At 50.7% G+C, this 17512-nt stretch carries 13 protein-coding genes and 2 tRNA genes; 13 read left to right on the top strand and 2 right to left on the bottom strand.

The features are described 5' to 3' along the window. The first annotated feature begins 52 nt into the window (after positions 1-52). The 12 genes from MCJ35_RS23430 (at position 53) to MCJ35_RS23375 (ending at position 15253) form a co-directional block, all read left to right on the top strand. Positions 53-1474, top strand: a complete 1422-nt coding sequence (locus tag MCJ35_RS23430; RefSeq protein WP_025485012.1) for a SpoIIE family protein phosphatase — start codon at positions 53-55, stop codon at positions 1472-1474. 164 nt (positions 1475-1638) lie between these two features. Continuing rightward, positions 1639-3126 (top strand): tRNA lysidine(34) synthetase TilS, encoded by a 1488-nt coding sequence (tilS, locus tag MCJ35_RS23425; RefSeq protein ID WP_025485013.1) that lies wholly within the window; start codon positions 1639-1641, stop codon positions 3124-3126. Between the two features lie 20 nt (positions 3127-3146). Further along, on the top strand, positions 3147-3680 hold the full coding sequence (hpt, locus tag MCJ35_RS23420) for a hypoxanthine phosphoribosyltransferase (protein ID WP_025485014.1): 534 nt from the start codon (positions 3147-3149) through the stop codon (positions 3678-3680). Between the two features lie 25 nt (positions 3681-3705). Further along, positions 3706-5520: an ATP-dependent zinc metalloprotease FtsH gene (gene ftsH, locus MCJ35_RS23415; protein ID WP_008720812.1), complete on the top strand. Its 1815-nt coding sequence runs from the start codon at positions 3706-3708 to the stop codon at positions 5518-5520. Positions 5521-5778: 258 nt separating this feature from the next. Continuing rightward, positions 5779-6105, top strand: coding sequence for a PadR family transcriptional regulator (locus MCJ35_RS23410; RefSeq protein ID WP_008720810.1), 327 nt, complete (start codon positions 5779-5781; stop codon positions 6103-6105). 429 nt (positions 6106-6534) lie between these two features. Continuing rightward, positions 6535-8655: a glycoside hydrolase family 13 protein gene (locus MCJ35_RS23405; RefSeq protein ID WP_025485015.1), complete on the top strand. Its 2121-nt coding sequence runs from the start codon at positions 6535-6537 to the stop codon at positions 8653-8655. Between the two features lie 427 nt (positions 8656-9082). After that, positions 9083-9763: a FadR/GntR family transcriptional regulator gene (locus MCJ35_RS23400; protein ID WP_008720805.1), complete on the top strand. Its 681-nt coding sequence runs from the start codon at positions 9083-9085 to the stop codon at positions 9761-9763. 98 nt (positions 9764-9861) lie between these two features. Further along, on the top strand, positions 9862-11145 hold the full coding sequence (locus tag MCJ35_RS23395) for an L-cysteine desulfidase family protein (RefSeq protein ID WP_008720804.1): 1284 nt from the start codon (positions 9862-9864) through the stop codon (positions 11143-11145). A gap of 26 nt (positions 11146-11171) precedes the next feature. Next, entirely contained in the window at positions 11172-11882 is a 711-nt protein-coding gene (locus tag MCJ35_RS23390) for a DUF5058 family protein (RefSeq protein ID WP_008720802.1), read from the top strand. 18 nt (positions 11883-11900) lie between these two features. After that, entirely contained in the window at positions 11901-12638 is a 738-nt protein-coding gene (locus MCJ35_RS23385; protein WP_008720800.1) for a hypothetical protein, read from the top strand. 83 nt (positions 12639-12721) lie between these two features. Continuing rightward, on the top strand, positions 12722-13807 hold the full coding sequence (locus MCJ35_RS23380; RefSeq protein ID WP_025485019.1) for an NAD/NADP octopine/nopaline dehydrogenase family protein: 1086 nt from the start codon (positions 12722-12724) through the stop codon (positions 13805-13807). A gap of 3 nt (positions 13808-13810) precedes the next feature. Then, positions 13811-15253, top strand: a complete 1443-nt coding sequence (locus MCJ35_RS23375) for an SLC13 family permease (protein ID WP_081739164.1) — start codon at positions 13811-13813, stop codon at positions 15251-15253. A gap of 58 nt (positions 15254-15311) precedes the next feature. On the opposite strand, the gene MCJ35_RS23370 is transcribed toward MCJ35_RS23375, so the two are convergent. Together MCJ35_RS23370 and MCJ35_RS23365 are read right to left on the bottom strand one after the other, a co-directional pair. After that, positions 15312-15395: transfer RNA gene (locus MCJ35_RS23370), tRNA-Leu, on the bottom strand. A 94-nt stretch (positions 15396-15489) separates the two neighbouring features. After that, positions 15490-15571, bottom strand: a tRNA-Tyr gene (locus MCJ35_RS23365). A 359-nt stretch (positions 15572-15930) separates the two neighbouring features. Between MCJ35_RS23365 and MCJ35_RS23360 the strand changes: the two genes are divergently transcribed. Continuing rightward, positions 15931-17511, top strand: a complete 1581-nt coding sequence (locus MCJ35_RS23360) for a uracil permease (RefSeq protein WP_025485021.1) — start codon at positions 15931-15933, stop codon at positions 17509-17511. The last annotated feature ends 1 nt before the right edge of the window (position 17512 follow it).

Genomic DNA, 17512 nt, shown 5'->3' with positions numbered 1-17512 from the left:
TTTCCCTCCATGATGCGTATACTGAAAGTTACGCGGATTAGGAGGGATTTTTGTGTTTTCAAGAAATAGCAGAGATATAAAAAATAAAGTGGATGTGAATCATTATACGGCCAGAAGGCTGGGGGATATGGCGGAGTCGCTGAACCAGCTGGCCAAGGCATTTGACGATGAGGTGGAAAAGAGCGGACAGCTGTCCCGCGTGGATGGACTGGCTGCCATGCAGGCAAGCGCTGCCCTGGTGTGCGAAAGCTGCAGCAAGTGTAATCTGTATGCTGACAGTGAAAAGGAGGACAGCTATTACCTGTATTACCTGCTGCGGGCATTTGAACAGAAGGGCCGTATTGATTATGAGGACATGCCCCAGATGTTCCAGACCGGGTGCAGGAAACAGGACGCGTACCTGGCCCAGCTCAACCGCAGCCTGGGACGGGCTACCATGAACCTGTCCTGGAAGAACCGGTTCTTAGAGAGCAGGGACGCGGTGGTGTCACAGTTCAGGGAACTGTCTGTCATCCTGGAGGAATTTTCCCATCAGATTGACCAGGCCAGGGATATCAGTGAGGAGTTTGATTACATAATAAAAAAGCATTTCAGAAGGTATCATATAGCGGTGGGGAACCTGCTTTTGCTGGAGTATGAGAATGGTCAGAAGGAGGCGTTCCTGACCGCCAGGACCACCAACGGCAGGTGCATGACATCCAAGGAAGCAGCTGAGCTTATGGGCGAGGTGGTGGATGATTCCAGGTGGAGCCCTGCCAAGGACAGCCGCAGCATCATAACAAAACAGTACGCCACCATCCGGCTGCTGGAGGACGGCGGCTACCGCATGCTTTACGGCGCGTCCAGGATACCGCGCCAGGGTGAGAAGTATTCAGGGGATAATTATACGTTCTGCGAAAGCCAGGGAAGCCAGGTGGTGATGAGCCTTTCCGACGGTATGGGAAGCGGGGAAACTGCTTCTAAGGAAAGCAGACAGGTGGTGGAACTGACGGAGCAGCTGCTGGAGACGGGCTTCTCGGCAAGGGCAGCCCTTAAGCTGGTGAACACGGTCCTTTTGCTGGCAGGTGCTGAGCAGCACCCGGCTACGCTGGATGTGAGCTGCATCGACCTGCACACCGGCGTGCTGGAGGTGATGAAGCTGGGGGCGGTGCCAACCTTCATCATTGGCGATGAGGGTGTGGAAATCCTGGAAGCAGGACAGGTCCCCATGGGCATCATGAACGGGGTGGAGCCGGTGCTCATGTCCAGGAAGCTGTGGGATGGGAACCGTATCATCATGGTCAGCGACGGGGTGCTGGACGCGCTGCCGGGGGATGACAAGGAGCAGGTGATGAAACAGTACCTGGAAAGCGTGGATGAGATGGGGCCACAGGAACTGGCTGACCAGATACTGGATTTTGCGGTGTCCTTCATTCCGGCGCCGAGGGATGACATGACGGTGCTGACAGCAGGGCTGTGGAAACGGCATCCGTAGGGAAAGACAGTATTATGGGGCTTGCGCGGCCGGGGATTTACGGGTATATTATAATAAGACACCTAAGGCGTGTTTGAAAATCGCTTTCCGGCAGCATCCTGGTTTATTTTGTATGGAGGGCGTTTTTTGACGGCCTGGAGAATAACCGGATGCAGGTGGGACGAATGGACGAGGCAGAGCAGAGGGTCAGAAGGACCATTGAAGAATATCATATGCTGGACCCGGGGGACCGGGTCATCGCAGCAGTATCAGGAGGGGCAGATTCCGTCTGCCTCTTAACGTTGTTATGCGGTATGAAAAAGGACTGGGACCTTAAGCTTATGGCGGTCCATGTCCATCATGGTCTGAGGGGACAGGAAGCTGACAGGGATGCGGATTTTGTCAGGGCATTGTGTGAAGAACTGGAGGTCACCTGTCATATCATAAAGGTAGATGTGCGTAAGTATGCATCGGAAAACGGTATGTCCGAGGAGGAAGCCGGCCGGTACCTGAGATATGAGGCATTGGAGCGGGAGGCCCGCTGGTGGGAAGACAGCGATGGCTGCGGCGGTGAAGACCGGGATTGTGATGGCGGGCGGCAGCGCCGGGACGGTGAAGGCCGGGATTGTGATAGAGGGCGGCAGCGCTGCGGCGGTGAGACAGGGGACTGCCGGAATAAAAGGGTGAAGATTGCAGTGGCCCACCACAGCGATGACCAGGCGGAAACCATACTCCACAACCTGTTCCGGGGAAGCGGGCTTGGTGGGCTGAAAGGGATTTCTTATGTACGGGGGAGGATCATAAGGCCTCTTCTGGATATAGGACGCCGGGATATCGTGGAGTGGCTGGAGGAAAATGGATGCGCCTGGGTACAGGACTCCACCAACAGCTCCGGCCACTATACCCGTAACCGGATACGGAGCAATCTCCTTCCGCTGATTGAGGCGGAGGTAAACCAGGGTGCGGCCGGTAATATCCTGCGCATGGGGAAGCTGGCATCCCAGGCAGATGAATATCTGCGGGCCCAGGGGGAATGCTGGATAAAAGGGCATGTTGTACGTGATGGCCCGGAACATTTCCTGATTCCCTGTGACCTGCTTCAGGCAGAGCCGGAAATCATCCGCTCCTATGTGGTGATGGAGCTGTTAAAACGCCTGGCAGGGTCAGCCAGGGACCTTGGCCTCATCCATGTGCAGCAGGTGCTGGCCCTGGCCGGACGGCCGGTGGGAAAAGAGGTGGACCTGCCATATTCGCTTATGGCCAGGAGGGAATACAGGGAGATTTCCGTGGGCAGGAGCATTTTACAGGAAAAGGACAAAGAGGTATGCCTGCCCCAGGTCAGGATGTGTGTTTTCCCCTATAAAAAAGGGTCACAATTTCCGAAAAATATGTATACGAAATGGTTTGACTGTGATAGAATAGAGGGTACGCCCGTGGTAAGAACCAGGCGCCCGGGAGACTATATAACCCTGGCCGATGGAAGCCATAAGGCGTTAAAACGGTTTATGATTGATGAGAAGATACCGAGACAGCTGCGGGACCAGGTCCCCCTTCTGACAGATGGCAGTCATGTGATGTGGATAATCGGATACAGGATCAGTGAGTTTTACAAAATTGGTCCTGACACCACCAAGGTACTGCAGGCAGAGGCAGGCGGTAGAAGAAAAGAATGAGTGAAACGGAGGATAAAGTGATGGCGGATAGGATTCGTGTGTTACTGACCGAAGAAGAGGTTGACAGACGCATTAATGAGGTAGCGGCAAAAATCAGCGAGGAGTATGAGGGCAGGCAGATCCACCTGATCTGTATATTAAAGGGAGGGGTATTCTTTACCTGTGAACTGGCCAAGAGGCTTACGGTTCCCGTATCCCTGGACTTCATGTCGGTTTCCAGCTATGGCGCGGGAACTGAGTCCAGCGGTGTCGTGCGGATACTCAAGGACCTGGATGAACCGCTGGCAGGCAAGGATGTACTGATTGTGGAGGATATCATTGACTCCGGCCGTACCCTGGCATATCTGATTGAGGTGCTGAAGCAGAGAGGGCCAAAGAGCATCCGTCTGTGCACGCTTTTAGATAAGCCGGAGCGCCGTGTGAAGAAGCAGGTGAAGGTGGATTATACCTGTTTTACAATACCGGATGAATTTGTAGTGGGATATGGACTTGACTATGACCAGAAGTACCGTAACCTGCCTTACATCGGAGTAGTAGAGCTGGACAATAAGTAGAAAGAAGGTCTAAGGAGGCAATTCGGTGAGACAGCAGCAGACATTTAGAGGTTTTATTTTCATACTCCTGATGCTGATCTTAATCGCCACGGCAGTGCGGCTGCCATATGCAAGACAGGCGGATAAGGTTACGAATCAGGATTTTGTCAGGATATTGGATGATGGCCAGGCAGCAGAGGTCGCCATCCATCAGAATCCGCAGACACCTACGGGTGAGGTGGTCATTACCCTGACAGACGGACAGGTGAAACGCCTGTATGTGACAGATGTAAAGGATACCCAGAAGCTTCTGGATGACCATCAGATGGAGTATGTGGTGATGGATGTGCCCCAGGAGAACTATCTGGTGACCATCATCCTTCCCTTCATGCTTTCCATCGTGGTGGTGGTCATCATCATCATGGTGATGAACCGCAGCGCGGGAGGCGGGGGAGCCAATGCCAGGATGATGAATTTTGGCAAGAGCAGGGCCAGGATGAGCCGTGACAGCAAGGTGAATTTCTCCAATGTGGCGGGCCTTGTGGAGGAAAAGGAAGAACTGGAAGAGGTGGTGGATTTCCTTAAGAATCCACAGAAATATACCAGTGTCGGAGCCAGAATCCCCAAGGGGCTGCTTCTTGTGGGACCGCCTGGAACCGGTAAGACGCTGTTGGCCAAGGCAGTGGCCGGTGAGGCCGGGGTGCCCTTCTTTTCCATCTCCGGTTCTGACTTTGTGGAAATGTTCGTAGGTGTGGGCGCATCCCGTGTCCGCGACCTGTTTGAGGAGGCCAAGAAGAATTCACCCTGTATCGTGTTCATCGATGAGATTGACGCGGTTGCGCGCCGCAGGGGAACCGGCATGGGCGGCGGCCACGATGAGAGGGAACAGACCCTGAACCAGCTGCTGGTTGAGATGGACGGTTTTGGCGTCAATGAGGGAATCATTGTCATGGCAGCCACCAACCGCGTGGATATACTGGATCCTGCAATCCTGCGGCCGGGACGTTTTGACAGGAAGGTTGCGGTGGGCCGTCCGGATGTAAAGGGACGCGAGGAAATCCTCAAGGTGCACTCCAAGGAGAAACCTCTCAGCGAGGATGTGGACCTGCGCAGGGTGGCGCAGACCACGGCAGGGTTTACAGGCGCCGACTTGGAGAACCTGATGAACGAGGCAGCCATTGTCTCTGCAAGGGAGAACCGCAGGTTCATCAAGCAGAGCGATATTGACAGGGCATTTGTAAAGGTGGGAATCGGCGCTGAGAAGAAGAGTAAGGTGATTTCCGAAAAGGATAAGAAGATTACGGCATACCATGAGGCGGGCCATGCAATCCTGTTCCATGTGCTTCCGGACGTGGGTCCTGTGCACACGGTCTCCATTATCCCGACCGGAATCGGCGCAGCCGGATATACCATGCCTCTTCCTGAGAATGACGAGATGTTCAACTCCAGGGGACGCATGATGCAGAACATCATGGTGGACTTAGGCGGCAGGATTGCCGAGGAACTGATATTTGACGATATCACTACAGGGGCATCCCAGGACATCAAGCAGGCAACCCAGATTGCCAGGGCCATGGTTACCCAGTACGGTATGTCCGACAAGGTGGGCATGATCCAGTACGGCGGGGATGACAATGAAGTGTTCATCGGACGCGACCTGGCACACACCAAGTCCTATGGCAACGGTGTGGCGGATACCATTGATACTGAGGTGAAGCGGATTATCGACGAGTGCTACCAGAAGGCAAAGGATATCATCAAGGAATATGATTACGTCCTGCATTCCTGTGCCAGCCTTTTGATTGAAAAGGAAAAGATTAACCAGGAAGAATTCGAGGCGTTATTTAATCCGGCCCAGTAAGCGGTATGTGGACTGTGTCAGGAAGAATATGATAAAGATTTAGGATATATGGGGAATACCGGAAACAGCGCGGACTTTTGTCTGCGCTGTTTCCGGTTATGTTCCTGCCAAAATGTTCCCTTATGCCATACCTGTATATTGACCAATCTACTACCTTGTGATACAATGTAGTAAGGTATATTGTATTACAAGGTAGGATGGGGCGTGCAGATGGCGGGAATGAAATATCAGACACATCCCGGGGAGGAGGAAACCTGCGTGGACAGAACCCAATTAATGAAAGGCATCCTGGAAGGCTGCATCCTGAAAATCATTGAAAGCCGTGAAACCTACGGATATGATATTGTTTCGCAGCTGCAGGATAATGGTTTTACGGAAGTAAGGGAAGGTACCCTTTATCCTCTCCTGCTTCGGCTGGAGAAGAAGGGACTGATTACCGCCACCTATAAACCCAGTCCCTTGGGACCCAGCCGCAAGTACTATACACTGACCGGCGAAGGCCATGGATATCTCAATGATTTTGGAACCGTCTGGCAGGAGATAAGCAAATCGGTCAATCATATATTTGAAGGAGGAAAATCATGAGCCTGATTGCTACATTTTCCATGAACCGTTACTGGAATAACTGCTCCCAAAAGTATAATTACTGAGTGGTTTTTGATTAAAAGGGTGTGTTTCCTCGAATAAGCCCCCCTCCTTTGTCTATTTTCACCACAAACCACCTGGAAAAAATTGCATCTTTGTGCACACTTTTTTTCATACCTGTGATATTATAATAGACGTAACCCCCCCCAATACATTATATAGTTTTTGCTACACCCCATAAGAAACGAAATACCTTCTCCTGAAAAGCCTGGCTACCCCGCCAGGCTTTTCACTTTGTGGCAGGTGTGCAAAAATGCCACCGTTATCGCGGTTTTTCTACTATTATTCGTCTTGTGCAATTGTGGGAATTCATATACAATAGATGGAAGGGAAGTATTTTTTGAACAAATAAGGAAAAGGATATAAAGAGTGGAAGACAATATAAACGGACTAATCAACAGGGAGGCCCTATTTTCCTCAGAGACAGAGGACTACCGTTTTCCGGCTGAGCCGGACGCAGATGACGATGTAATCCTCCATATGCGGACAGGTAAGGGCAACGCAGAACATGTATATTACGTAGAGGACAATGCTGAGGTTGAGATGACCAAGGTCCTTTCAGATGAATTGTTCGACTATTATGAATATGAAATCACAGTAGGCACCGATCAGGTGCTTTATCACTTTAAAGTTGTATCCGGACAGGATGTCTGTATATTTAACCGCCTGGGCGCCGTGGATGAGGCCCAGCCAGGGTTTGATTTTAAGATCACCCCGGGGTTCCATACACCGGAATGGGCCAAGGGTGCGGTGATGTATCAGATATTTGTGGACCGGTTCTGCAATGGCGATAAAAGTAATGATGTGGAGACCTGTGAGTATGTATATATAGGCCGTCCGGTCCAGCGGGTTGAGGACTGGGGCAGGAACCCGTCCGCAATGGACGTGGGATATTTTTACGGCGGCGACTTAAAGGGGGTCTGGGATAAACTGGACTATATCAAAAGTCTTGGCGTGGAGGTCATTTACCTGAACCCGATTTTCGTATCCCCGTCCAACCATAAGTATGACTGCCAGGATTATGAACATATCGATCCCCATTTTGGCAGGATTGTGAAGGACGGCGGCAGGCTGGTGGATGAGAATGCCACTGATAACCAGGACGCGGAGAAGTATGTGGTACGCAGTGCGGGAAGGGAGAACCTGGAAGCCAGTGATGCATTTTTTGCTGAATTTGTCCAGGAAATCCACAGGCGCGGCATGAAAATCATACTGGACGGCGTGTTTAACCACTGCGGTTCTTTTAATAAATGGCTGGATGCGGAAGAAGTGTATAAGCATTCAGGGGATTATGAACCGGGGGCCTATGAATCCAAGGACAGCCCTTACCGCAGCTTTTTCCACTTTCATGATGAGAGGGACCAGGCATGGCCCCGCAACACCACATATGACGGATGGTGGGGGCATGATACCCTGCCCAAGCTGAATTATGAAAATTCCGACAAGCTGGTGGAGTATATACTGAATGTTGCAAGGAAGTGGGTTTCCCCGCCGTATTCAATTGACGGATGGCGTCTGGATGTGGCTGCCGATCTGGGCCACACCTCGGAATATAACCATTCCTTCTGGCGCAGGTTCAGGCAGGCCGTGAAGGAGGTTAATCCGGATGTGCTGATTCTTGCAGAGCATTACGGTGACCCGGCGTCCTGGCTGGAAGGCGACCAGTGGGACTCCATCATGAATTATGATGCGTTCATGGAGCCGGTCACTTGGTTCCTGACCGGTATGGAGAAGCACAGCGACAGCTATAACGGCGGCCTGTGGGGAGATGGGGAAGCATTTTTTAATGCAATGAAGTTCCATATGAGCCGTATGCAGACCAACACCGTGATGACGGCCATGAACCAGCTGTCCAACCATGATCATTCAAGGTTCCTTACAAGAACCAACCAGATGGTGGGCAGGACCGGAACCATGGGGCCTGACAGGGCAGGAGAGAACATAAAGCTGTGCGTGCTCCGGGAGGCGGTGGTAATCCAGATGACATGGCCGGGCGCCCCCACTTTCTATTATGGTGATGAGGCTGGCGTGTGCGGCTGGACCGACCCGGACAGCAGAAGGACGTATCCCTGGGGCAGTGAGGACCTGGAACTGATTGAGTTCCACCGCTATATGACCGGTATCCATAAAAGGGTCCCGGCGTTCCGCAAGGGAAGCGTGAAGCCGCTGGTGGCAGGGTATCAGAAGATTGCCTATGGGCGCATGTATGAGAACTATCAGGCAGTGACCGTTGTGTGCAACAGCCCTGAGGCGCAGACCATGGAGATTCCGGTGTGGCAGCTGGGCATAACGGATGACATGATTCTTGGACGCCCTATCCTGTCCACGGAGGATGGGTATAACGCCGGAATCATGATGTACCGTGTAAGGGAAGGTATCCTGAAGGTTAACATGCCTTCATACAGTGCGGCGGTGTTTATCTCCAGGCCCGAGGATTTTTACCCGGTTGTGGATTCGCGGTTTGCCGATGGCGTGGGGGAGGAGAAGTAGGAGTGAGGAAGAAGAATCCGGGGATGTGCAGAGGATTCATGGGAATATAGATAGGGAATTGAAAGGGAGAGCGCTTTGTGGCGGCAGATATTTGGATGCGGCCATGAGGCGCTTTTTCTTTTGGCTCTTTGTCAATCGTTGGGGTGGGATTTGAATTTAGGCCTGGGCTTGGTTGTCCGGCTTGTGTTTTGGTGAATTCACACAATAATGAAAGTTGTTTTTTGTAAAGTTAGTCAATTTACAACAATGATGTATGATGATAGTATTATATTGTCAGACAACAAAAAATAACATCAGAGTATAATAAAATAAACAAGAATGTAGTAAGACTTATAAAAATATATGTAATACAATAATCAGCCTTATTGTGCTGGGGGGATATTCAATATATAATAAAACAAATTAGTGATACGGAGGCTGATGATTTATGGAGACTAAAAATAAAAAGGAAACATTGTCAGACACAGTTAGCAAGAAACTGGAAGATATGATTACGACCCAGATGAAAGCCGGGGACCGGCTTCCCACGGAGATGGTATTGGCAGAAATGTATTCCGTGGGCAGGTCAACCATTCGGGAAAGCCTGAAGGCCCTGTCATCCAAGGGCTTGATTGTAAGGAAAAAGGATGGGACATTTGTGTCAGACCGTGTGAAGGACTGTCTGATTGCACCTCTGGACCTGCTGATTACCATGGATATCGGACAGATTAATGACCTTATAGAGCTGCGTGAGATGCTGGAAGTAAGCATGATTGCAACCGCAGTGGAAAGGGCAACGGATGAAGATATTAAGAATATGGAACGGATTCTATGGAAGATGCAGAATCCGGACCTTCAGCCCGATGAATCAAGGGAACTGGATATCCAGCTGCACTGTGCATTTGCAGAGGCAACGGGCAATACCATTATAAAAGAACTTATCAAGGCAGTGCAGTTGGTAACTGTCAAGAACCTGGATTATATGTCCAACGTCACGCTGAAGCGGGATAACGCGGTTTCATCCCACAGCCAGATCATAGAGGCATTTAAGAACCGGGACAAGGAAAAGGCAATTGAGACAATGAGGGTGCATTTATCTATTTTCCGTAATCAGGAAAAAGAACAGTAATTTAAGAAGAATTATCTCATGGAGTGAGTGCCGGCCTTACTGCATGTTTAATTAAAGAATATTGTACATGTGAACAGAGGAAGAAAGGAAGAGGACGTATGTATCAGGATTTTTATGATATTCTTCACAAAGAGGTAAAGCCAGCACTTGGATGTACGGGACCGTTAGGTCCGGTGTATGCAGCGGCATCCGCCATGTCAATCCTTGGGGGGAGTGACATTAAGCATATACATATCAGGGGAAGTAAGAACACGGTGGGACGCAACGCAGATGTTGGGATACCAGGCGTTTCAAAGACGGGCATTCCCATGGCGGTCTGTATCGGCGCGGTAGGAGGGGATGCCAGCGCCGGACTGGAGGTGTTGAGGAACGTGACCCCGGAGCAAAAGGAGATTGCAGAACGCCTGGCGGATTCCGGGATTGTGGAAGTGGAGATGGATCTGTCCATTAACGGACGGTATGTGGAACTTGTGCTGGAAACGGAGAAGGGAACCAGCAAGGTTATCGTTGCCACAGAGGTTGACAACGTGGTTTATCAGGAAGTGAACGGCAAGGTCCTTCTGGATAAGCCCTATGATATCAAGAAGCTTAATGACCACAGTAAGGCCCTCATCCGCCAGCACACGATAAAGGAATGCTATGAGTTTGCAAAGAACTGTCCGATTGAGGAATTGTATTTTCTCAGGGATACGGTGAGTTATAATTCCAAGATGGCTGATTATGCCCTTCAATCAGATACGGGAGCAGGAATCGGCAGGGGCCTGCTGGAAATCAGCCCGGATGACATGCTGATGCGGGCCAAAGCATATGCCGCGGCTGGATGTGAGACGCGTATGGCAGGTGTGCAGCTTACTGCGATGTCAGTGTGCAACAAGGGGAATGTGGGATTGGCATCCTCCCTTCCACTGGTCAGTATGGCGGATTCCATGAAGGTCAGTGAGGAGGTTCTGTTGAGGGCGGTTGCTTTAAGCTGCCTGGTGTCCATCATGACAATCAGCAATATCGGAAAATCCCCGGCCATGTGTTCCTGTATGGTATCAGCTGCATTGGGAGTGGCTTGCGGTCTGGTGCTGATGATGGACGGTTCCTATGAGCAGGTCCAATATGCATTCAGCAATACCTTTGTCAATTCCTTTGGTGTGGTCTGTGACGGCGCGCGCCAGGCATGTGCCATGAGACTTGCGGTAGGCACAGGTGTGGCGGTGGATGCGGCAAGGCTGGCCATGAAAAATGTCCATCTTCCTTTTAATATGGGAGTGCTGGGCGTGGATATGGAAGATTCCCTCAGGTTTTTAGGTGTAATCGGACAGGGACCAATGATTGCAACGGATGTGGCACTGTGCGAAGCGCTTTTTGAAAAGGCTCCCATGAGTAAAAAGTAGGGACCGGGGAAAAGGAGGGGATCTGAGTGAATTATTTAGATGTAGCCAATAGCAAAACCATGTTTTTGCTGTGCTTGATTCCGGCGCTGACCATTGTTTCCGTGGCTGTTTTATTTATCAGGACCGCATGGAAACGCGGGCTGGAACTGGGTATGTCAAATGAAAAATTGAAAAAGTGTGTTACCACCTCAGTTACATTTTCCATTGTCCCGACCCTTTCACTGCTTATTCTGATGGTGGGCTTGGCGCCCACCATAGGAAAATTCTATCCCTGGATGCGCATGATTAACATTGGCGCGGGACAGTACGAAGCGGTTGCGGCTAATATAGGCATGCAGGCATCGGGGGCCGGTGATTGGAAAGCCCTTACCCTGGCCGGATATGTCCTGATTATGCTGGTCATGAACTTTGGTATGTGTATTGCACCCATTCTCTGTATCTTTACCATTAAGAAATTTGATTCAACACTGAAGGTGGCCAAGGGCTCCAAGCCTTTCATGAACATAGCGACCTCTGCTCTGTATACAGGGTTTATTGCATTTTCAGCACTGCCATACGCGGTGAATACCAAGAAGCCGCTGGCAATCGTGGCATTGCTGGTGGGCGGTTCTGTCCGGTTCCTGTGCGTAAAGCTGAAGGCGCGGTTCCCGTTCCTTCAGGAATTCTCGATGACCCTTTCCCTGCTTCTGGCCATGGTGGCGTGTATCGCGCTTACCCAGGCAGGGATATTCACATAAGGAAGGAGGCACAGAGGTATGAGTGAACAGATTGCGAAGGATGATGCACAGGTAAAGGGAACAAAGCGTGACGGTGTCTTTGATGAATACGACCATAAAATCCACAGGATGGGGCGGATTGGTACGTTTGTATCTTTGATTACCTGGTTCCTTCCTGCCATTGGCATTACCCTTATTTATAAGGTCCATCTGAATTGGGGACAGATCCTGGCAGCGACCATTGCGGTGGTATCCGCATTTGGTTTACAGGGATTCTTCCAGCCATTTACATTTTTCCCCATGCTGGGGGCGGGCGGGACCTACCTGTCCTTTATATTCGGCAATGTACCCCAGCAGCGTCTTCCATGCGCCACAAGCTGTCAGGAAATCATGGGAGTGGATATGGGGACAAAGGAGGGCGATATTGTAGCCACCATAGCAGTAGGCATCTCGTCACTGGTATCAGTGGCCGTGTGTACCTTGGGCATGGTAGCGGTGACCATTATTTATCCGGTCATATCCAATCCAGTGCTTTCTCCGGGGTTTGGCAATATCATTCCGGCGCTGTTCGGGTATATGTTTGTTACTGTATTCTTAGGCAGCCCAAAGGTAGCTACCTTACCCTCCATTTTGTGCCTGGTCATGCTTGCGGTATTCGGTCTTCCATTTGCCAGTAAGAACTCCATGTACCTGAATCTGTTCTTCATGGGTACGGCTGTGGTATGGGCTTACTATTTATTCAAAAAAGGGAAAATCAAATCTGGCGGCAGACTGTAGATGGATTTCCAGGGTGTAAACATGTTCTGGCAATGGGCTGAGTGGCGTCTCAGCCCATTTGCACGTAAAAGGGGTAAAGTATAATGACGGATAACAGTATAACAGTAATCGGCAGCGGAGCCACTGCGATGGCAGCAGCTGCATATCTGACGATAAAAGGAAATCAGGTTATCCTGTGCGACAGGGAGCAGGAACAGAGGTTCCGGGATATTGAGGATGCGGGAGGGATTACCCTGGAAGGGGTCATGGAAACAGAAGTTCCAGTGCTTCCCTGCTGCATGACGGATGATTTTCAGAAGGCTGTGGGTAATGCCAGCCGGATCCTGGTGTGTGTTTCAGCGGACAGGCACAGGGAGATTATGGACCTGTGTTTCCCATACGCCCGGGATGGACAGACCTATGTCATAAGTCCGGGCAATCTGGGCGCTGTCATATTTGTTGACAGGTTTTACAAAGAGGGGAAAAGGGAAATCACGGTTGCGGAACTTGTGGGAAACATCTGCCCGTGCCGTATAACCGGAAGGGCAAGGGTGCTTATGGCCATGCCGGTGGGGGAAAAGAGGATTGCGGCATTTCCCGCCTGCCGGACGCAGATGGCAATCCAGGCGTTTGAGGATATGTTCAGGTTCCGGGCGGCCAGGAATATTTTTGAGGGAATGCTGAATTCCCCCAATCTGGTGATCCATGTGGCAGGTACCCTGCTGAACACCACGTCTATTGAGAAAATGGGGCAGGAGTTTGCGCTGTACACAAATGGACTGACACCATCCCTGTTAAGGTGTGCGGATGCGGTTGAAAAGGAACGGAACCAGGTCCTGGAGGAATTGGATTACAGCGCGTATACAAGTACGGTGTCAAAAATGCATCAGATGATGGACTATGGACATCACGACGAGCTGAATTACTTCCGGTCCCTGAAAGGCCCTGCCAGTCTGGAGGAAAGGTACATCAGCGAGGATGCCTCATGTTCCATGGCCCTGCTTGTGTCCCTGGCAGACGAGTACGGGATTGAGGTTCCGGTATGTAAATCGCTTATGACCATTGCAAATACGGTTAATGGATTTGATTACTATGAACATGGCCGTACACTGAAGAATATGGGAATGTCGGGGATGTCCAGGGAAAACCTGAACCAATATCTGGAGTCCCTGGCAGTGGCTGGGGGATAGGGTATGTCAGTTAGAGGGAAATGGATCCAGTTTTGGGGGAGAAGTACCTGCCGGAGGGGAAACACCTGCAGGAGGGGAGTGGGGCTTTGTATTGCGCTGCTATCATGTGTGATATTGTGGAAACTTCCTCTGGACGGGCTTTCCCAGGACGGACAGAAATGCCTGGCATTGTCTGCAATGGGAATCATTTTATGGGCGCTGGAGGTGTTTCCGCTGGGGTATACCGCACTGGGACTTTTGATGGGGTATTCCCTGGCAATCAATCCTTCGGTGGCCGGACCTGGGGTTATATTCGGATTCTTCACAAAACCCATGGCTTATATGATTATAAGCGGTTTTATCATAGCTGGTGCTGTCAGGGCTTCGGGCCTGGCCAGGAGGCTTGCGCTGTATCTCATAAGCAGGTACATATCAGATTACAGGCATGTGATTATCTGTTGCTATCTGCTAAGCTATATTATGGCGGTAATGATTCCGCAGCCATTTGCAAGGGCGTTTTTAATCTTGTCCATCATGCAGCTGCTTTTAAAGGATTCTGGTCTGGAACGGAAATATACTGCCAATATCGCACTGGCTGTTTTTGCGGCCCAGAATGGGGCAGGAATGATGGTCCTGACAGGAGACAGCTCTCTTAATATGATGATTCTCAGCCAGATACCGGAGGCATTCAGGCCTTCCTGGGGACAGTGGCTTTTCTATATGGCAGTACCTGCCCTTCTTACTGGAGCATGTATGTGCGCACTACAGCTGTTTTTATTTGGGCAGCCTGCCTCCTTTTGTCTTGACAGGGGAAAGGCAAAGGAAGAACTGGACAAGCTAAAGGGGCTGTCAGCACAGGAAATCCGTATGATGGTATGGCTGCTGGCTGCGATTGGATTATGGCTTACAGATACAATCCATGGAATTGATATTGGCTGGATCAGTGTCGGGATAACCATTGGCATGGCGCTTCCCGTGATTGGGGATCTGATTGACGGGACACAGATAAAAGAGGTAAATCTCAACACCCTGCTGTTTTTGTGTGCCAGCATGGCAATCGGGAGTGTGGGTACAAAGACTGGTATGAGCTCCTATTTGGCCGGGCATCTTCTTCCCGCGCATCTGGGTGACAGCCTGGCCGGGCTGTTTCTTGTCACTGCGGCGGCCTGTATCCTGCTTCACCTGCTGTTGGGAAGTATCATGGCGGTCTTTTCCCTGGCTGTGCCTGCGCTTTTAACAATAACAACAGGCGTATCACCTTTGGCAGTAGGGCTTCTGGTCTATGTACTGACGGTGGGGCAATGGTTTTTTCCCTATCAGAGCCTGAGCCTTACCATTGGCCTGGGGGAGGGAGGAAGCGGATATTCCACGGGAACCGCGTCCAGGTTTGGGCTGGCTTATACAATCCCGTCGCTTATGTGCGGCGCAGCTGCGTTAATATGGTGGCAGCTGGTAGGACTTCTGTAAGAAATGGATGTGATGGACATAAAAAGACCTGGAACATACGTTCCAGGTCTTTCCCACATGCGGGTGGCCGGACTTGAACCGGCACGGTATCGCTACCGAGGGATTTTAAGTCCCTTGTGTCTGCCTATTCCACCACACCCGCAGCGTACGGATGTACTTATATGCATGCCGCGGCTGAAAACGAGGACCTTTACGCGCTGTGCACTGATGTCCTTAAGCTATGACCGGCATGCTAGTGGGCGAAGGTGGATTCGAACCACCGAAGCTATTAGCAGCAGATTTACAGTCTGTCCCCTTTGGCCACTCGGGAATTCGCCCAATGAATGCGTTGATAAGCAGTGATTATAATACCACAGACATCAGGAAAAATCAAGAGGTTTGCCAATAATTTTCATTATTGTCCGCCATATATCCGTCAAATAATCACCTGGATAATCATTAAATATCCATCCATAAAAAGCAGGAAGGTTTCACAAAAAAAGTATTGACAAATAAATAACGAAGTGATATATTTAAAAAGGATTAGGAATCCATTTTTAAATATATAGTTTGTTTAATACTCAAATAAAGAATGAAATATTTTCCATAACCAGATAATATAAACGTTGAATTTATCGTTTATTTTTCTTTGCAAACTTTGTTTAATTCACAAACAAATAAATGGAGAACTTTTAACAATGGGAAAAGAAGGATTTAAGTATCGCTGGTGGGGAAAGGGAGATATCGATGCTTCCTTTGGTATATTCTTTGATGGCTTTTCGAAAATACTCACCGCCACAGGCATCATGACCATGGTGTTCGGCATGCCGGCCAGGATTGTCATAGGAAAGGTGGTTCCGGGAATCGGGCTGGCGATTTTCCTTGGGAACCTGTGGTATTTCTATGAGGCCAGACAGCTGGCGGTCAGGGAAAAACGTCAGGATGTGACGTCCCAGCCCTTTGGGATCGGTGCATCCCAGCTGTCGGGCTGGCTGTACCTGATCATAGGGCCGGTGTATTGGCAGACAAAGGATGCGGAACTGGCCTTCCAGGTCGGGCTGGCAGCTGCCTTTATCGGAGGCATGGTGGAAATTACAGGCGGTTTTGCGGGCCGGTGGATCATTGATAATATTCCCAACTGCGCGCTGATGGGGAACATGGCCTCATCTGCAATGGTGTGGCTCTCCATTGTGGGCCTGGCCATGGTGTTTGATAAGCCGGTGTATGGACTCCTTCCCTTGTTTATCATCATTATTGATTACTTAGGTAAGGCGGATAAACGTTTTGCGAAGATTCCTTCAGGCGTGGCGGCAATCCTCATTGGAACCGCGGTGGCCTGGGCCGGGGGATACCAGACATGGGGGCAGTTTGAACAGTCTTTTGCAAGCCTTGGTTTCTATCCTCCATCCTTAAGCGCCGGGGATATAGCTGCTGGTTTTAAGGGCATTGTTCCCTTCCTGCCTGTGATTATCCCGCTGCAGATAAACAATTTCCTGTCAACACTTCAGGGACTTGAGTCGGCCAGGATGGCGGGGGATACATATCCGGAGCGCCGTTCCATGATAATGGACGGGGTTTCCACCATTGCAGGATCCCTGTTTGGCAATCCCTTTCCAACCACCGTGTATTTCGGACATCCGGGCTGGAAGGAACTGGGGGCAAGGGCTGGATTTTCCCTTGTGAATGGCTGTCTTTACCTGCTTATCTGTACCACCGGGCTGACCGGGGTGCTGATGGCCGTCATACCCACGGAAGCCGTCATGGTGCTTCTTATCTTCGTTGGATTTTCCGTGACGGACAGCACCTTCCGTTCCATGGATAAGAAGTATTATCAGGTCATATTCCTGTCATTGATGCCCATCCTGTTCCAATACATGCAGACCCTGATCAGTTCAGCGGTCCAGGCCGCGGGAGGTGTGCTGGAAGCCATACCGGTCCAGGACTTTGCCGAGTATTCCGTGCCCATTGAGGGAATCATGTATCTTGGGAACGGCGGTTTCCTTACCAGCCTTCTGCTGGCCGGGCTTCTGGCCTGTGTGGTGGACCGCAGGTATAAGATGGCGGGAAGCTTTGCACTGGTCATGTCCGGGTGCGCGGCCATTGGCATGATACACTGTCCGGGAATTGAGCTGCTGTCACGGCCTGGCATCATATTCGGCGTCATCTATCTCACGGTGGCCATTTTCCTCTTTTCCAAGGGCTGTTACTTTGAACACCAGCCGGATGGACAGGCGGAGGGGAGGCCGGACCAGGCATTGGGAAAGCGGGCTGTGGGGTAAA

Origin of the sequence: Enterocloster sp. OA13, assembly GCF_022440595.1 — a bacterium.
In the GTDB taxonomy this organism is placed as follows: Bacteria; Bacillota; Clostridia; order Lachnospirales; family Lachnospiraceae; genus Enterocloster; species Enterocloster hominis.
The sequence above is the reverse complement of the archived record's forward strand: the minus strand, read 5'-3'. Positions and strand labels throughout refer to the sequence as shown.